The organism is Pedobacter folensis (assembly GCF_056490665.1).
Window position 1 is genome coordinate 212,325 of sequence record NZ_JBWJIF010000004.1, and the last position, 14,240, is coordinate 226,564.

Annotated in this window: 8 protein-coding genes; 2 read left to right on the top strand and 6 right to left on the bottom strand. The window is 38.2% G+C overall.

Annotated elements, in window-relative coordinates; all coding sequences use genetic code 11:
• Positions 1-12: 12 nt before the first annotated feature.
• The 5 genes from AC04QZ_RS20685 to AC04QZ_RS20705 form a co-directional block, all read right to left on the bottom strand.
• Positions 13-624 carry a class I SAM-dependent methyltransferase gene (locus AC04QZ_RS20685; protein WP_478359284.1) on the bottom strand — a complete coding sequence of 204 codons (612 nt, stop codon included), beginning with the start codon at positions 622-624 and terminating at the stop codon, positions 13-15.
• A gap of 15 nt (positions 625-639) precedes the next feature.
• A complete protein-coding gene (locus AC04QZ_RS20690; protein WP_478359285.1) occupies positions 640-1,047 on the bottom strand; it encodes a RidA family protein in 408 nt (135 codons plus the stop codon).
• Between the two features lie 123 nt (positions 1,048-1,170).
• A complete protein-coding gene (locus AC04QZ_RS20695; protein ID WP_478359286.1) occupies positions 1,171-3,156 on the bottom strand; it encodes a M1 family metallopeptidase in 1,986 nt (661 codons plus the stop codon).
• Between the two features lie 362 nt (positions 3,157-3,518).
• Positions 3,519-4,259, bottom strand: coding sequence for a carboxypeptidase-like regulatory domain-containing protein (locus AC04QZ_RS20700; RefSeq protein ID WP_478359287.1), 741 nt, complete (start codon positions 4,257-4,259; stop codon positions 3,519-3,521).
• A gap of 68 nt (positions 4,260-4,327) precedes the next feature.
• Entirely contained in the window at positions 4,328-4,675 is a 348-nt protein-coding gene (locus AC04QZ_RS20705; protein ID WP_086547773.1) for a Spx/MgsR family RNA polymerase-binding regulatory protein, read from the bottom strand.
• Positions 4,676-5,132: 457 nt separating this feature from the next.
• Here AC04QZ_RS20705 and AC04QZ_RS20710 point away from each other — a divergent pair, with 457 nt between their 5' ends.
• Together AC04QZ_RS20710 and AC04QZ_RS20715 are read left to right on the top strand one after the other, a co-directional pair.
• Positions 5,133-6,671: a sensor histidine kinase gene (locus AC04QZ_RS20710; RefSeq protein ID WP_478359288.1), complete on the top strand. Its 1,539-nt coding sequence runs from the start codon at positions 5,133-5,135 to the stop codon at positions 6,669-6,671.
• A 171-nt stretch (positions 6,672-6,842) separates the two neighbouring features.
• On the top strand, positions 6,843-7,601 hold the full coding sequence (locus AC04QZ_RS20715; RefSeq protein ID WP_478359289.1) for a LytR/AlgR family response regulator transcription factor: 759 nt from the start codon (positions 6,843-6,845) through the stop codon (positions 7,599-7,601).
• Between the two features lie 247 nt (positions 7,602-7,848).
• On the opposite strand, the gene AC04QZ_RS20720 is transcribed toward AC04QZ_RS20715, so the two are convergent.
• Positions 7,849-14,229: an alpha-2-macroglobulin family protein gene (locus AC04QZ_RS20720; RefSeq protein ID WP_478359290.1), complete on the bottom strand. Its 6,381-nt coding sequence runs from the start codon at positions 14,227-14,229 to the stop codon at positions 7,849-7,851.
• Positions 14,230-14,240: the final 11 nt, after the last annotated feature.

The following is a 14,240-nucleotide window of genomic DNA, read 5'->3' on the forward strand; positions in this document are numbered from 1 at the left end:
GTTAAGGCAAAATTATCGGGGTTTATATTGTGCCATCCAAACATTTGCGCCACCACAATCAGGATCGTTTATTTTATGGATAAGCACTTCAAAATGATTAGATTTAAGCAATGACCGATATTCATCAGTACCTAAAGAAGCATGAAATAAGTTTTCACCATTGTTCAGTCCCCAAACCTCTCCTCTACCGGTTCCTGAGGTAAACAACAAAACGCCATTTGGTTTAAGATGGCGACTAAAAATACCGAACATACCAGGCTGATCGGCTGCCGGGAGGTGAAAAAAACTATGCCAGGCAATGATCGCATCGAATTTTTCATCCAGGTCTAGTTTACGCATATCTTTCAGCATAAACGGCGTACCGGGAAAATTTAGTCTGGCCATTTCGAGCATCTGCTCACTGGCATCAACCCCCAGCACTTTTACATTTTGACTGATCAGATATTCGAGTATGGGTTTTCCACTACCGCAGCCCAAATCTAAAGCACTTGCATTTGGAGGCAGTTGCTTAAGTAAATCGTCCAGATAAGTTTTCTCCCCTAAAAAAGAATAGCGGTTTTCGGCGAACCACTTTCCGATTTTATTGTAAACTTTATATACGTTTTTGCGTTCTCCTTTTTCCATATTAGAGTCTTTTAATTAGCCGATAGCTGTGGCATCAATTTCAATCAGCATGCCGTTTAAAGCCAATCGCTGTACAGGAATGAGGGTATTCACCGGAAATTTTAGATCCGGCCATATTTTCGTAGATTCTTCTATTAAGATATGGTGTTTCTCCTCATTATAATCTACCACCAGGGTCGTGAGCTTGGCTATACTGGCCATGGTTAAACCTTTGCTTTTTAAAGCCAAAGCTATATTTTCGAATACAATACTTACCTGTGTCCGAAAATCGACACTGAGTACACCATCCATCCTGCTACCACCCTGGCCCGCAACAAATACCAGCAGGCTTTCGGCCGGAACCGAGGCTAAATGAGAATAACCATGCGGACGGGGATCGTATATACCTTCGGGATTAGTGATTTCTAAATTTGGTTTTTCCATCTGCTGTAAATTTAACAGGTGCTAAATTATTCGATAAGAAATAGTAAACCGTCGGTTGTTTGCAATAAAAAACCTCCTGATCTTTTAAAATCAGGAGGCTATAATTATGATGCTCAGGTTAAACTAGTTACCTGTTGCGGTCCAGGTATTATTATCTGTATTCGAATCTGGTAATACTTTATTTGGATCTAAAGTAACTGATTCGATCTCTTCGGTTGTTGGATAACGTACCAACCAGGTTGCGTTTTTCATCCAAACATCAACCGGAACTTTTACGATCTCTGTTTTACCGCTTTTGGTTTTAACCTGCAGGATGATTGGCATTGGCATTTTTTCCAGGTTTACTACTTTAATCGTGTAACCCACCAATTTATCATCTTGCTTAACGGCTTCAACACCCGCAATACCCTGGTCCATTTTCCAGTTGTTTAACCACCAGCTTCTCCAAAACCAGGCTAAATCTTCACCCGCACCATTCTCCATCGAACGGAAGAAATCGAAAGGTGTTGGATGTTTAAATGCCCAGTTTTTAATGTATTGACGGAAAGCATAATCAAAACGGTCTTCACCTAAAATCTGATTTCTCAAGATGTCTAAGCCCCATCCGGGTTTATAATATAAGTTCACACCGATATTACGCTCTGCCATACCATCGGGCATTAACATCATGTTTTCATAAACCGGGTTTCCAATATTTGTTTTACCAACTTTATTCATATCGGTTGGGGCAGCAGCATACTCGCCTTTATTAAAGCTATTTTTAGAAATACCATTGATAAAGGTGTTAAAGCCCTCATCCATCCAGCCATATTTACGTTCATTAGAACCTACAATCATAGGGAACCAGGTATGACCAAATTCGTGATCGATTACGCCCCATGCACTTCCTTTTTTAGCCTTCCAGCCACAAAATACAATGCCAGGATATTCCATACCACCAACATTGGTAGCCACGTTAACGGCCATTGGATATGGATATTCGAACCATTTTGTAGAATAATGCTCAATGGTTGATTTTACATATTCTACTCCACGGCCATAGGCATCTTCACCATTGCTTTCTACTGGTTGTGCAGAAACGGCTAATGCTTTTTTACCACTTGGCAAATTAATTTTTGCGGCATCTAACACAAAAGATTTAGATGAGGCCCAGGCCGCATCGCGTGCATTTAAGATTTTAAATTTCCAGGTTAGCTTATCTTTAGCCGGACGTGACTGAGGGTTGGTAACCTCTGCTTCGGTACGGATATGAACGGTCGCATCGCTTGTTTTAGCTGCATTCCATCTTTGTAATTGTTCTGGTGTAAAAACTTCGGCCGGGTTTAATAATTCACCTGACCCCATTACGATGTGGCTTGCCGGTGCAGTGATGGCAAAGTTAATATCGCCATATTCGCAATAAAACTCACCCCCGCCCCAGTAAGGCAAAGTATTCCATCCAATCACATCATCATACACACACATGCGTGGAAACCACTGTGCCACGGCAAAAATTTCACCATTTTTTGTAGTTAAATGTCCGGTTCTGTCTGATCCTTCTTTTGGTAAAACAAAAGAATAATCCATTTTAACTGTTACAATATCGCCATTAGCGGCCAGTGGCTGGTCTAAACGGATCTGCATACGCGTATCTTCTACCAGAGAAGTAAATTTTACAGCTGCAGCTTTTTGCGAAACACTGATGTTCTGGATTTTATAACCACCATCAAATTTTTCGCCCTGGGCACCATAACGGCTTTTCGACGGCGTAATGGCATAACCCCGTGAAGTTTCTTTAAAGGTATTCTGATCTAATTGCAACCATAAATACGGCAATTTATCGGGACTGTTATTTTTGTAAGTAATAGTAACGGTGCCAGTAACCGTATTTTTTGTTTCGTCGAGACTAGCTGTAATGTTGTAGTCAACGCGGTTTTGCCAATATTTTGGTCCTGGCGCACCAATGGCAGAACGGAATTCATTCCCGTTTTGTGTATAAAATAGTGGTCCAAAGGCTTCAGCAGGGTTATAATTGCTAGCTGGTGCCGGTGTTGTAGCTTGTTGAGCGGATGCAGAAAAGGCAAAAGCGCAACCAACCAAACAAAAAGTGATTAGTTTAGTCAATTTCATGATAATAATAAGGTTGTAATCAGGCGGTAAAGATAAAAAATAACCACATACAGATTTATATGTGGTTAGAATGTTACCAATAATGGTTATAATACAGTTAAAAAGGCTTTTTAAACTTTCATTCGATCAATACTTATTCCTATTTATCAGTATAATTTCCTTTCCTAACGCGAGCCGTCATGCTGACATTTAACAAAGTGGAAAGCTACGAAGTAAACCGAGCCTTAAGCGAGCTCACCGAAGGTAATTTATATTACAAGTAGAAATAGTATTTGTAATTATCTAGTAGCTACTATGTGGTCAGCATCTTTCCTGCAATAGACCTTGATCCAGAAGTTTCGGGACAGGGTGACGAGTCTTTGTTAATTCGCTTTCAATTTGGGTAAATCCTGCAGTTTTCTTTCTTGTGGCGTTAATTTTTTCCAGGCTACAAAGGCGCGTGAGATATAGTAAGCATAACGGTATGGCCTTTCTGCCTTTACTGTTTCTACCGAAGGGCGATATATAATCATGAAATTTTTAAGTTCTTCGCCTTCCAGCTTGGTCATCTCTGTAATGGCTTTTGCGGTAAAATTCTCATCAATTTCTTCGAGATACATTTCCTTTTCCTCTAAATCGGCCTCTTTCCGCTGTTGTCGTCTGTATTTACCATAGCCAAGGTTAAGGTTTAAGCCGCCAACCTTATCGGTCATGCGTTTACGGTTTAGGTTTCCGCCCGTACTCAATAGTGTATATTTTTCGGCCAGTGGATCCTTCGCATCTGTAACCTGACTATTCATTCTTACAGCTGTAATATCGACATCTTTTAAACTATTCGTTTTAACCGGAAGATAAATTGTTCTATTTAATAAATTGGTTAGATACAAAGTATCGGTATGATAACCAATGGCTGAAAATTCAATCAGGTCACCAATATTGGCGCCTATGGTGTACTTGCCTTCTTTGTTTGTACTGGTTGTTTTTTTACTGTTCAGATTTCTGATGGTAACACCAGGCAGAGAAAGCGTTTTTTTCGAATAATCGAAAACTGTACCTGTAGTTACCGTTTGTGCAAAAACGCCAATAGGCAAGGCAAGTAATAGAAAAATGATCAGTTTGTACATACTCAAAAGTAACTTAGTTCGACATTTAAAAGCTGCATTTAACAAACTTTAACATTAGAACAATCGAATCAGGCGAGTGTTTTTAAATAATTGTCATCATCAAACCCAATTAATATGGCTTTGCTGTTTTGCTCGATAATCGGGCGTTTTATGGCACTGGTATTTTCTTTTAAATAAGCAATTGCCGAATCCTGGTTATCAATTTTAGCCTGCTCTTCTTTAGTTAGTTTTTTCCAGGTTAAACCTTTTCGGTTTAATACGGTTTCCCAACCGAAGGTATTACACCATTCATTTAGCTTTTCTGTGGTAATGCCTTTTTTCTTAAAATCATGAAATTCAAAATCAACCTGATGTGCTTTTAACCAATCGAGCGATTTTTTAACTGTATTGCAATTTGGAATTCCGTAAACGGTCATATAAATTATTGAATTTTGAATGAGGGTTGAACGCAAGAAGCAAAGTTAATAAACTGTTTAGCTTTATACTTAATATTTTGAAGATCGTTGTTTTTATTGTGGAGCTGGATGTGGAGCGTATCAAAAAGGCGATTTCAACTGAGATGCTGTCATGTTGAGCCTGCCTAAACACCTTATAGCGTATTTAAATTAAATGGGGCCTTCGACAGGCTCAGGATGACAAATCTATATTTATGATACAACCTCTAATAGTAATGATTAACTCCAGTGACGGGAACAACTCTGTACATCGTTTAAGCGTTGTCAACTTTCTAGTGAGGGGGCTATGAAAGTTGACAACTCTAAAATCCCACAATCCTAAAAATCTTATTCGTTCGTCACATTTTTAAGCTCATCCATCACATTTTAATTACCGATGTAAATTCTCTTCGTAAAATTGTGGTATAAACAAAACAATATGGTAATTCTTTCAGGCAACCCATCCGCAATAAAAACCAAAAACATCAACCAGCTTGAGTTTTGGATCTCCACAACGCTATATATCCTGGCATTGATCAGTATTTGTTCCTCTACCGTTTACAGCAGGGGTAATTCTTATCGTTTTGAAGAAAGCCAAATCGTGTATAATGTAATATCAAATTTCTTTGTACCCGAAGTATTTAAGATCAGCATTTTATATGTCAGCTTTTTATTGTTCAATTTTTGCTTCATGCCTCAGCTGGCAAACAGAAAAAATATCGCACTCAATCTTATTCTTACCATTTTAGTTACATCGTTTTCTGTTGTAGCATGGATGGTTTTTAATACTTATTCTCAAGCTTACCGATTGTTAGAATATGATAACCTCGATAACGCTTATGGTATCTTTTTTGGAGAGGCTTTTACTTATATCTTTTTTCTCTACCTGCTTTTTAATGCCTACGCATATTTTAATGAGCGGGGTTTAGAATTACTCAAAAGAATTCCCTTTTTAAAACATTACAATAACAACATCATTCCAGAAATTTTTATTTCAACTAAAGTCTGGTTGATTTCGCTCATGGTATTTGCCGCAATACTTTCATTAAAGATCGATCACGAAATATTAATTATCTGGCTCATTGTACCGCCCGTAAATATTTTCTTTGCCTTTTGTGCTATTTATTACATCATTCCAAACCTCAGAAAGAATTTTAAAGGTTTTGGCCGGTATTTTTGGGGAAATGTAGGTTTAACCATTATCATTTCGCTGCTGCTGATGATGATACTTATTCCTTTTATGCGCAACGGCGAAGCTGTACCCATTGCCTTAATTTTAAATGCCATATGTTTAATGTGCATTACCACGCCGTCTGCCTGGTACATTTACAAGCATAAATTTGAAAAACTCAGCGAAATCCAGATGCTTAAAACGGAGTTGGGTAAATCGGATGCGAACCTCAATTTCTTAAAATCGCAAATCAATCCGCACTTCCTGTTCAATGCTTTAAATACATTATTTGGAACAGCTTTGCAGGAAAATGCAGAAAGAACAGGCGAGGGCATCCAAAAACTGGGCGATATGATGCGTTTTATGCTCCACGAAAATACACAGGATAAAATTTCCTTAACCCGCGAGGTAGAATACCTGAACAATTATATCGATTTACAAAAGCTCCGCACCTCCCGCTCTGCAGAAATCAGGATTGATACCCATATCGAAGAACAGCTGAATAACCTGCAGATTACGCCGATGTTGCTGATTCCATTTATCGAAAATGCATTTAAACACGGTATCAGCCTGCAACAACCTTCGTACATCAAGATTACCCTGCAAACCAAAGAAAAAACCTTATATTTTGATGTAAGCAATAGCATTTACATTAAGGCAGATAACGACCCTGAGAAATTGAAAAGTGGCATCGGACTTGAAAATGTTAAACAACGCTTATCATTGCTGTATTACGGAAAACACGAATTAATTATCCGCGAAAGTGCCAACGAGTTTTTTGTTCATTTAACTTTGCAGTTGGATTAAGGCGATAAGTTCCCCAAGAGAACAATTGATAAACGAATATTGGCCTAACCAGAAATTTGTTTGTAAAAATCCCTATTATTGATCTTGAGATGTCGTCATTTCGAGCGCAGTGCAACGAAGCCGAGAAATCTATATCAGCAGATCTCTCCATTTCGTTTCACTTCAGTCGAGATGACGATTGCATGTTACTTTGGAAATGCTTCCTTTGTTAGCATCACAAAAAGAAAAAAACATAAAGAAAAGAACAAACTCAAAATGATTGCCATTGCTATAGATGATGAACCGATTGCATTAGAGATTATAAAGTCGCATGCCTCAAAAGTTCCATTTGTAACCTTACAGCAAACTTTTACGGATGCTTTTGCGGCCATCAGTTACCTCCAGCATAACAAGGTTGACCTCATTTTTCTGGATATCAAAATGCCAGATATCAGCGGTATCGATTTTTTAAAAAGTTTGAGCAAACCGCCCATGGTTATTTTTACCACTGCCTATACGGAACATGCGGTACAAAGTTTTGAACTCGATGCTGTCGACTATCTGTTAAAACCCTTTTCTCTTTCGCGTTTCTTAAAAGCCTGCAATAAAGCACAAGAGCTGTTTAACCTGCGCAACCAGAAGCAGGAAATAAAACCGGAATACATCTTTATAAAAGATGGCTACGAACAAATTAAGGTGGAGTTAGGTGAAATTCTTTACGTGGAGGCCTCTGGCAATTATACCCAGATACAACTCAAAGACAAACTTTTAAGCTCGAGGATTACCATTAACGATTTGGCTGAACTGTTGCCAAAAGCAGATTTCATCCGCTGTCACCGGGCATTTATTGTAGCTAAAGATAAAATATCCAAATTCGACCGCAGCCAAATTTGGATTGGAGAAAAAATTATTCCTATAGGTGCAACTTATACCAATATTAAACTCACTTAATTTGATTTAAAAGGTTATATCATAAAGGCGATTCAGCTCAGATGATGTCATCTTGAGCCTGCCGAAACACCTTAAAGATTTGGGCAGGTTCTTCGACAAGCTCAGGGTGACAAATCTATTTTATGATATAACCACTTGCACTTTGTTCATTTAGACCCTGAAATAAATTACCTTCGGTGAGCTCGCTTAAAGCTCGGGCCACTGCGTAGCTTTCCACTGCGCTACAGGTCAGGGTGATGGCAATATACTAGGGTTTTACATTTACCCTTATTCCTGCGGAGTGGGTGGTAAACTCTGGTGCATACATACTTTGCAAGCTGGTAATTCCATTTGAAAAATTCCCCGCATGTGTAACCCGCAACGGATACTCGAATACATAGGTTCCTTTTGACATATAACTGATGAAGAAATTAGTAGAAGCATCTTTTGTACTTTCATAATAACCCAATCCATCCTGATATTTGTAGCGTGAGATGACATTTACAGGTTCAAAACCCGATGACCGCATATCTTTCAAATGAAGATATTCCATATTTCGATCGCAATAAATCTCTATGCGCACCTTTAATAAATCGCCAGGAGCTAAAATATTTGTTGCTGTTAATGGCGTTAAAACATCTCCTTTAGTGCTGGTTTTTTGAATAAACAACTGCTTTTTGATCTTAATACCCGTACTGGCGGTGGTTATTTTATCCAGTTGTTCAAAATACTGCCAGTAAAGTGCTCCCCATGCAATTGTTTGGTTGTTATTTTTAACCTGTACTTTACCCATCTCTGGTTTTACTTCAGTACCTGCAATGCTTACCTTTTGATAACCTGTTCCGGCTTCTTTTGTGGCATTTGGCTGTAGTAAATCGGTTAGTTTCTGATTTCCGATCATAATTTCAGGTTCATTACTTTCACTTAATAAGTCGGTACCTTTCATTAACAATGCATAACAGGCGGCGGCAGTAGCTTTGGTTGTTTGCCAATCGTTGGTTTGTTTGTTTTTCAGCAACCAGATTTTCATTTCTTCTACCGCTTTGGTATCATTAGCCACTTCGTCAAATGCCTCAATCAATAAGGCTTGTGTTTCAACCGGACTTTGGTACCACCACCAACCGGCTCTATTCGTAGCCCAGTACATACCCATTTCATCATTCTGCTGGGCAGTTTGATTTAACAATGTAATGATCTTCTTTGCTTCCCCATGATTACCATTTCTATTTAAAACCAGGGCAGCCTGAGCCAACTGATAGGTATCAAGGGTTTTCCAGGTGGCAGCTAATTTTTTAAGGTAAAAATCTTTGGCTTTGGTAAAATCGGCAGTTGTATTCTTTTGATTGGTATAACTTCTGGCGAAAAGGTAATGTAGCGGCAAGTATCCAAAACGTTTGCCTTCAACTTCATCCTTATAGTCTTTTACCAATCGCCCGTCAGAATAAATAATGGCTTTATTTAACATGACATTAAAATTTGGATAAGCCTTTTCGTCGATCAGTTTTAGTTTTTTTAGCTGCCCCATCCCCAAAACGATGTGCTGGGTAATGTATCGATCTTCCTGCATACCATTAAACCATGGAAAAGCCCCGTTATTAAATTGCATTTTCTCCAGCTTTTCGAAATTGTCCTTCAATTCGTAAGTCATTCTGTTTAAATCGAAAAGCACGGCCAAACGTTTTTTACGTTCGTTTTCGTTATCCGCTTGGCGTACCCATGGTGTTTCTTCTAACAAAATTGATTTGAGCGCTTGATTTTTTTCCAGGTTAGATAAAAGTGCTTCGCTGTTATTGGTATTTTGCCATTGCTCAAAAACAGTTTTAATTTTTGGTGATGAATTAATGATACCCGTTGCAAAACTATTGGCGTAAAACCGGCTAAACGTTTGTTCAGCACACTCATAAGGGTATTCCATTAAATAGGGTAATGCCTGTACAGCATACCAAATTGGATTTGAAGTAAACTCGAAAGTTAAACTTTGGTTCCGTAAGGTTTTTGATGTTCCTGATTTCTCCAGTTTCTCAAAATCGAAAGTTTTACTCGTGTTACCACGCACATTTATAGGCATACTTTCTGTAACCAGCATGGCATTTGCTAAAACCGGAATGGTGTTTTCCTCCCCATCGCTAAATTTGCCGCTTTGGGCTAAAACTTTATAAGTAATGGCACTAAGGCCTGATGGGATAATTATTGTCCATTTTAAAACGGTATTGCCTGCATCATCAACTTCGAAAGTTTTTTCGGTTTTTTCGTTTGCTCCAAAAATACGGATGGGTTTTGCCGTTAAGGCATCAGTAAGTTCTAAACTGGCATTGCCAATGAGTTTTTTGCCTGCCAGATTATTCAGTTTGGCACTTAATAGAATAGTATCTCCTTCCCTGAAAAAACGTGGGGCATTGATGGCAATGGCTAATTGTTTTTGCGTAACAAATTCATTGGTGATGTAGGCGGTTTTTAAATCTTTGGTGTGTGCAAAACCCATCATCTTATATCGGGTTAAACTTTGCGGTATGGTAAATTCAATTTTAATTTCGCCTTTGGCATTGGTTAACAATTGTGGATAGAAAAACGCCAGTTCATTAAAATTGGTACGGGCAGTGATGTCACTGGTTTTTATTTTTCCACCAACCAAAACTTCGCTTAAATTATTACCCTGGTTAGTCGTTCCTGCAACATTAATGTTGCTTATTCCTCTAATCATGACACTACCTCTTGCACCTGGTACACCAGTATTGTTTTGGATATTTAAACCTGCTACTTTACCCTCTAAAGGCGCACTAGCAAGTTGAGTAACAGATCCCGCCAACATTTTCTTTTGCTGTACGGCAGAACCTACAACCACCACTTCATTCAAAGCATTTCCATCTTCTTTCAGGGTTACATCAATCCGCTTTTTATCGCCTATTTTTATAGAATGGCCCTTAAAACCTAAATAAGCAAAACTCAATGTCTCTCCTGCTTTAGCCTCAATGGTATAAATCCCCAAAACATTGGTAGTGCTTACCTTTTTGCCAGATTTTACCTGTACACCCGGCAATATTTCACCATAACTGTCGAAGACCACACCATAGGTTAATTTGCCATTGGCCAACTCCGCTAATTTCTCAACAGCCTCAGGAGACAGACCTCTTTTTTTGGGTCTTTTCAAATTGTTTATATAATTGTGGTAACTATAGTTGTAGCCGCCATAATAATTGTAACCGAATAAATTAAGGTTCTCATAAGCCCGTGTAACCACTGCATAATTCCGGTTAGGTCTTAAAAACCATAAATAACTTTGATTTGTGATATCGTTGGTATTATAATTCCAGTTGTAATAATAGTAGTTAAAACCTGTTAGTAAATGCGTATTCCAATCCATTCTTTTCAGATCATCTAAACTTGCATCGTAAAGCGTAGCCACCATTTCGGCCATCTGCTTTTCGCCATTTTTATTACTGATCTGCAGTTTCCAGCTTTCCTTTTCACCAGGTTGCAGTTTATCTCTAAAAGTTAAAAACTTAATATTCAATTCTTTTTCAGGGTCAATAATTTTAACCTGCTGCATCGAATTGTAAACCATACCCTGATGTATCATGGTAAACTGTACCGCGAAACCATCTTCGTAATTTGTCTTTGGCTTAATTTTAACTATGTTTTGTTTAGGAGATAGATCGACCCAAACCTTTTCAGCAATGCTGTCCCGGTAATAAACTTCGTAATAAGCTTTACTGTTATTGGCCAAACCAGCCAGGCGAAAAACAGCACTTTCAGTTGGTTTAATTACATTTAATTCAGGCGAAATCCATTCGACATTCGATTGTATTACAGCAGGCTGGTCGTTATAAACCACTAAATACTTGTCGACTTTAATGGTATCCTTCTGCTCATTTACAGCCAGCAGGCTTATTTTATAGTAACCTGGTTTTAGGTTCTTTTGACTAAAGGTTAAGTTCCCACGACCATCAATAATCGATAGGTTTTGTTTCAGTTCTACCGATTTTACCGGCCACTTAGCCACTTCGAGTTCGTTGTTATAATCTTCATCAGGAAAATTTTTGATAAACTCATCTTTGCTCATGGTATAACCCTCCGCATAAAAAGGGCTTTTATTCATCAACCTGGACGGCGACTGCAATAAACTCCATTTTGCCTGGATGTTGGCTTTTATAGGTTCGTTGTTTAAATTGCTTACCCAAAACGCGATGCTATCTGTTTTATTGCTGGTATAAATAACCTGTTCGGTGCTGATATTAAGGTTAATATCTTTTTGTCCGACATTAATGTTGGTACTTTTTGTTCGGGTTTCGCCGTTCAAATCCGTTATCTCAATTTCAATATCGTAGCTATAATTTTGTTTGGTATCAGTCGCTTTTGCAAAAAAGGTGATATCAAACTTACCACCTGGTTTGGTACTTGTTTTACCAATGGCAATTTGCTTCCTATCGACACCATTCCAACCATAAATTGCGCGGCCTTGCGCAGAATTTGATTGATAATTGTAGATTTCCTTGCGGAAAACCTTATAATTTATTTTCGCATTGTTTATTGAATATCCCGAAAAAGCACTGGCCTTACCTTCTACTTTAATACTATCGTTTAACTTGTATTTTTGGTTAGGTTTATCAAAAACAACCTCAAAAGTCGGGCGTTTATACTCCTCAACCTGCACATAAATACTTCCATAATCAGTTTCGATTTCCATATTGCCGTTAAGCTTCCCCATTGGGATACTAAACGAGCCCTGGAAAGTCCCGTAATCGTTACTGGTAACTTTAGCTGTTGCTATTTCCTTTCCATTGACATCATTTAAAAAAACCTCCAGTTCCTTATTTACCTCAATTTTATTTTTGCCCTTTTCAAATTTCATGTAGAGGCCTTTGTAATAAATGGTTTGGCCCGGGCGATATATCGGCCTGTCGGTAAAAAGAATTACGCGCTCTTTATCCTCCTCATCCTGATAGCTATTGTAATTATTGATGTTGAGTTTCAATTCATCTTTTCCGTGGGTAACCACTATGGAAGACACGTTCCTGTCCGTTTCGTTTGTACTCGCATAACCTTTGTCGTTCGTCGTAATTAAATCACCCTCAATAAATTTCCGTGTATTGTAATCGTATCTCCGTTGTTGAATTTTAACATTTTTTAGAGGGGCTCCATCGCTAAGCTGATTCACAAAATATTCTTGTTTTTCAATATTTCGTCTGTTGAGTATGGACATTCCCGTAACCTTAAAGTTGACGTTGCTATAAACACTATCTTTTTGCTTCCGGTTAATGGTTTGGGCAATTAAGGTGTAAGCACCAAATGGCAAACCCTCTATTTTATCAATTAAAGTATGGCTTTGGTAGTCGCCTGTTTTTGGCGTAATTACAGTCCATTGTTTGATTATTTTATTTTTAGTGAAAAAAGTCAAAAAATCTGCCTTGTTTTTAAATTGCTCGTACTCAAATTGAAACTCAGGGGTTTTAAATAACCTAAACTGTATGGTATCTGCATTTTTATACGATAGGTGCAGCTGGATTGGTTTATCAGGCAAAACATATCCCTTGGTTTTAGTTGATAATTCACTGCTTTCTATCTGCTCAATTAAATTTCTGGCGTTTTGTGCACCGATACTTTTTGGGTAAGCCTTAACGGCTTTTTCAGCTAAGGCTATCGCTTTAATCAGGTGCTGTTTATTGGTGTCAATTGGTAAACCTGCATTTTTTCGCATATTGGCCTGTTCGTATAAAATGTCAGCATAAACTTCCGTTTGAATGCTTTGTTCGGCTAACGTGCTTAATGCATTGTAATACAATTCCTGGTTATCGCCTCCGAAATTTTGCTGTACAAACTTTAAACGTTTTAAATCAACATCGGCCAATGCCGATAAATTATTGTTGCCCTGATGAAATTTGATCAGGTTTCTAAACAACAACAGATTCTGAAGTTTAAACGAAGTGCTGTCTGAGGGCAATTCAGCGGTAAGAAAATGCTGTCTATCGCCTAACCAAGTTATATTGTCCGCATCAAACAGTTCATCATCATGTTGAGTGATGTTAATCTGTGAGTTGCTAAAAACTTCGATTGCACGGTGTGCCAATAGATCGTATAAAGTAGGCCTAAAAACCCGGTTGTTTTGATCACCTGCTAAAACAGCGTCCAAAACATCAACTTTAGTTTGTTGCAAAAGTTGAACTTCCTTTAACGATAAGAGATAGTATTTTACGGTTTCATCGCTCAGTTTTTTAATATTCCAGGTTTTAATATCATCACCAATATCGCCCTGCACCGATGTACGCTGGCTAATTTGCCACCTGTTTTGCTGCAAATAATTCCAATAGGTTTCGGCTAAAAGAGATTGTAAAATACTTTTTTCGGGCTGTTTGGCCGTGCTAATATCTTCACGCAGATTAATCAGGATTTTATCAAAGGCATTCTCTACCAAATAACCCTGAAACATCATCCTATAAATAATCGATTTAATCAGCAATGGGGTATTACGCTCCTGGCGTGCCTGCTGATTTATTTTTTCAATCAAAGCCAGTGCATCCTTGGGTTTGCCCTGATTGGCGATAGAATCAATCCGATAAAAATCTGCCTGGGTATATTGGTGCTGTGCTGCCGCCTCGAATGAAAACCAAAAGATAAAAAGCAATAATGCGGAAAAGCGTAAAGATGGGTTCATAAAATAACGTT

Coding starts and splice junctions, on each gene's coding strand:
- AC04QZ_RS20700 (WP_478359287.1), bottom strand. CDS start 4,259: ATGTACAAACTGATCATTTTTCTATTACTTGCCTTGCCTATTGGCGTT.
- AC04QZ_RS20685 (WP_478359284.1), bottom strand. CDS start 624: ATGGAAAAAGGAGAACGCAAAAACGTATATAAAGTTTACAATAAAATC.
- AC04QZ_RS20720 (WP_478359290.1), bottom strand. CDS start 14,229: ATGAACCCATCTTTACGCTTTTCCGCATTATTGCTTTTTATCTTTTGG.
- AC04QZ_RS20715 (WP_478359289.1), top strand. CDS start 6,843: ATGACGATTGCATGTTACTTTGGAAATGCTTCCTTTGTTAGCATCACA.
- AC04QZ_RS20705 (WP_086547773.1), bottom strand. CDS start 4,675: ATGACCGTTTACGGAATTCCAAATTGCAATACAGTTAAAAAATCGCTC.
- AC04QZ_RS20690 (WP_478359285.1), bottom strand. CDS start 1,047: ATGGAAAAACCAAATTTAGAAATCACTAATCCCGAAGGTATATACGAT.
- AC04QZ_RS20695 (WP_478359286.1), bottom strand. CDS start 3,156: ATGAAATTGACTAAACTAATCACTTTTTGTTTGGTTGGTTGCGCTTTT.
- AC04QZ_RS20710 (WP_478359288.1), top strand. CDS start 5,133: ATGGTAATTCTTTCAGGCAACCCATCCGCAATAAAAACCAAAAACATC.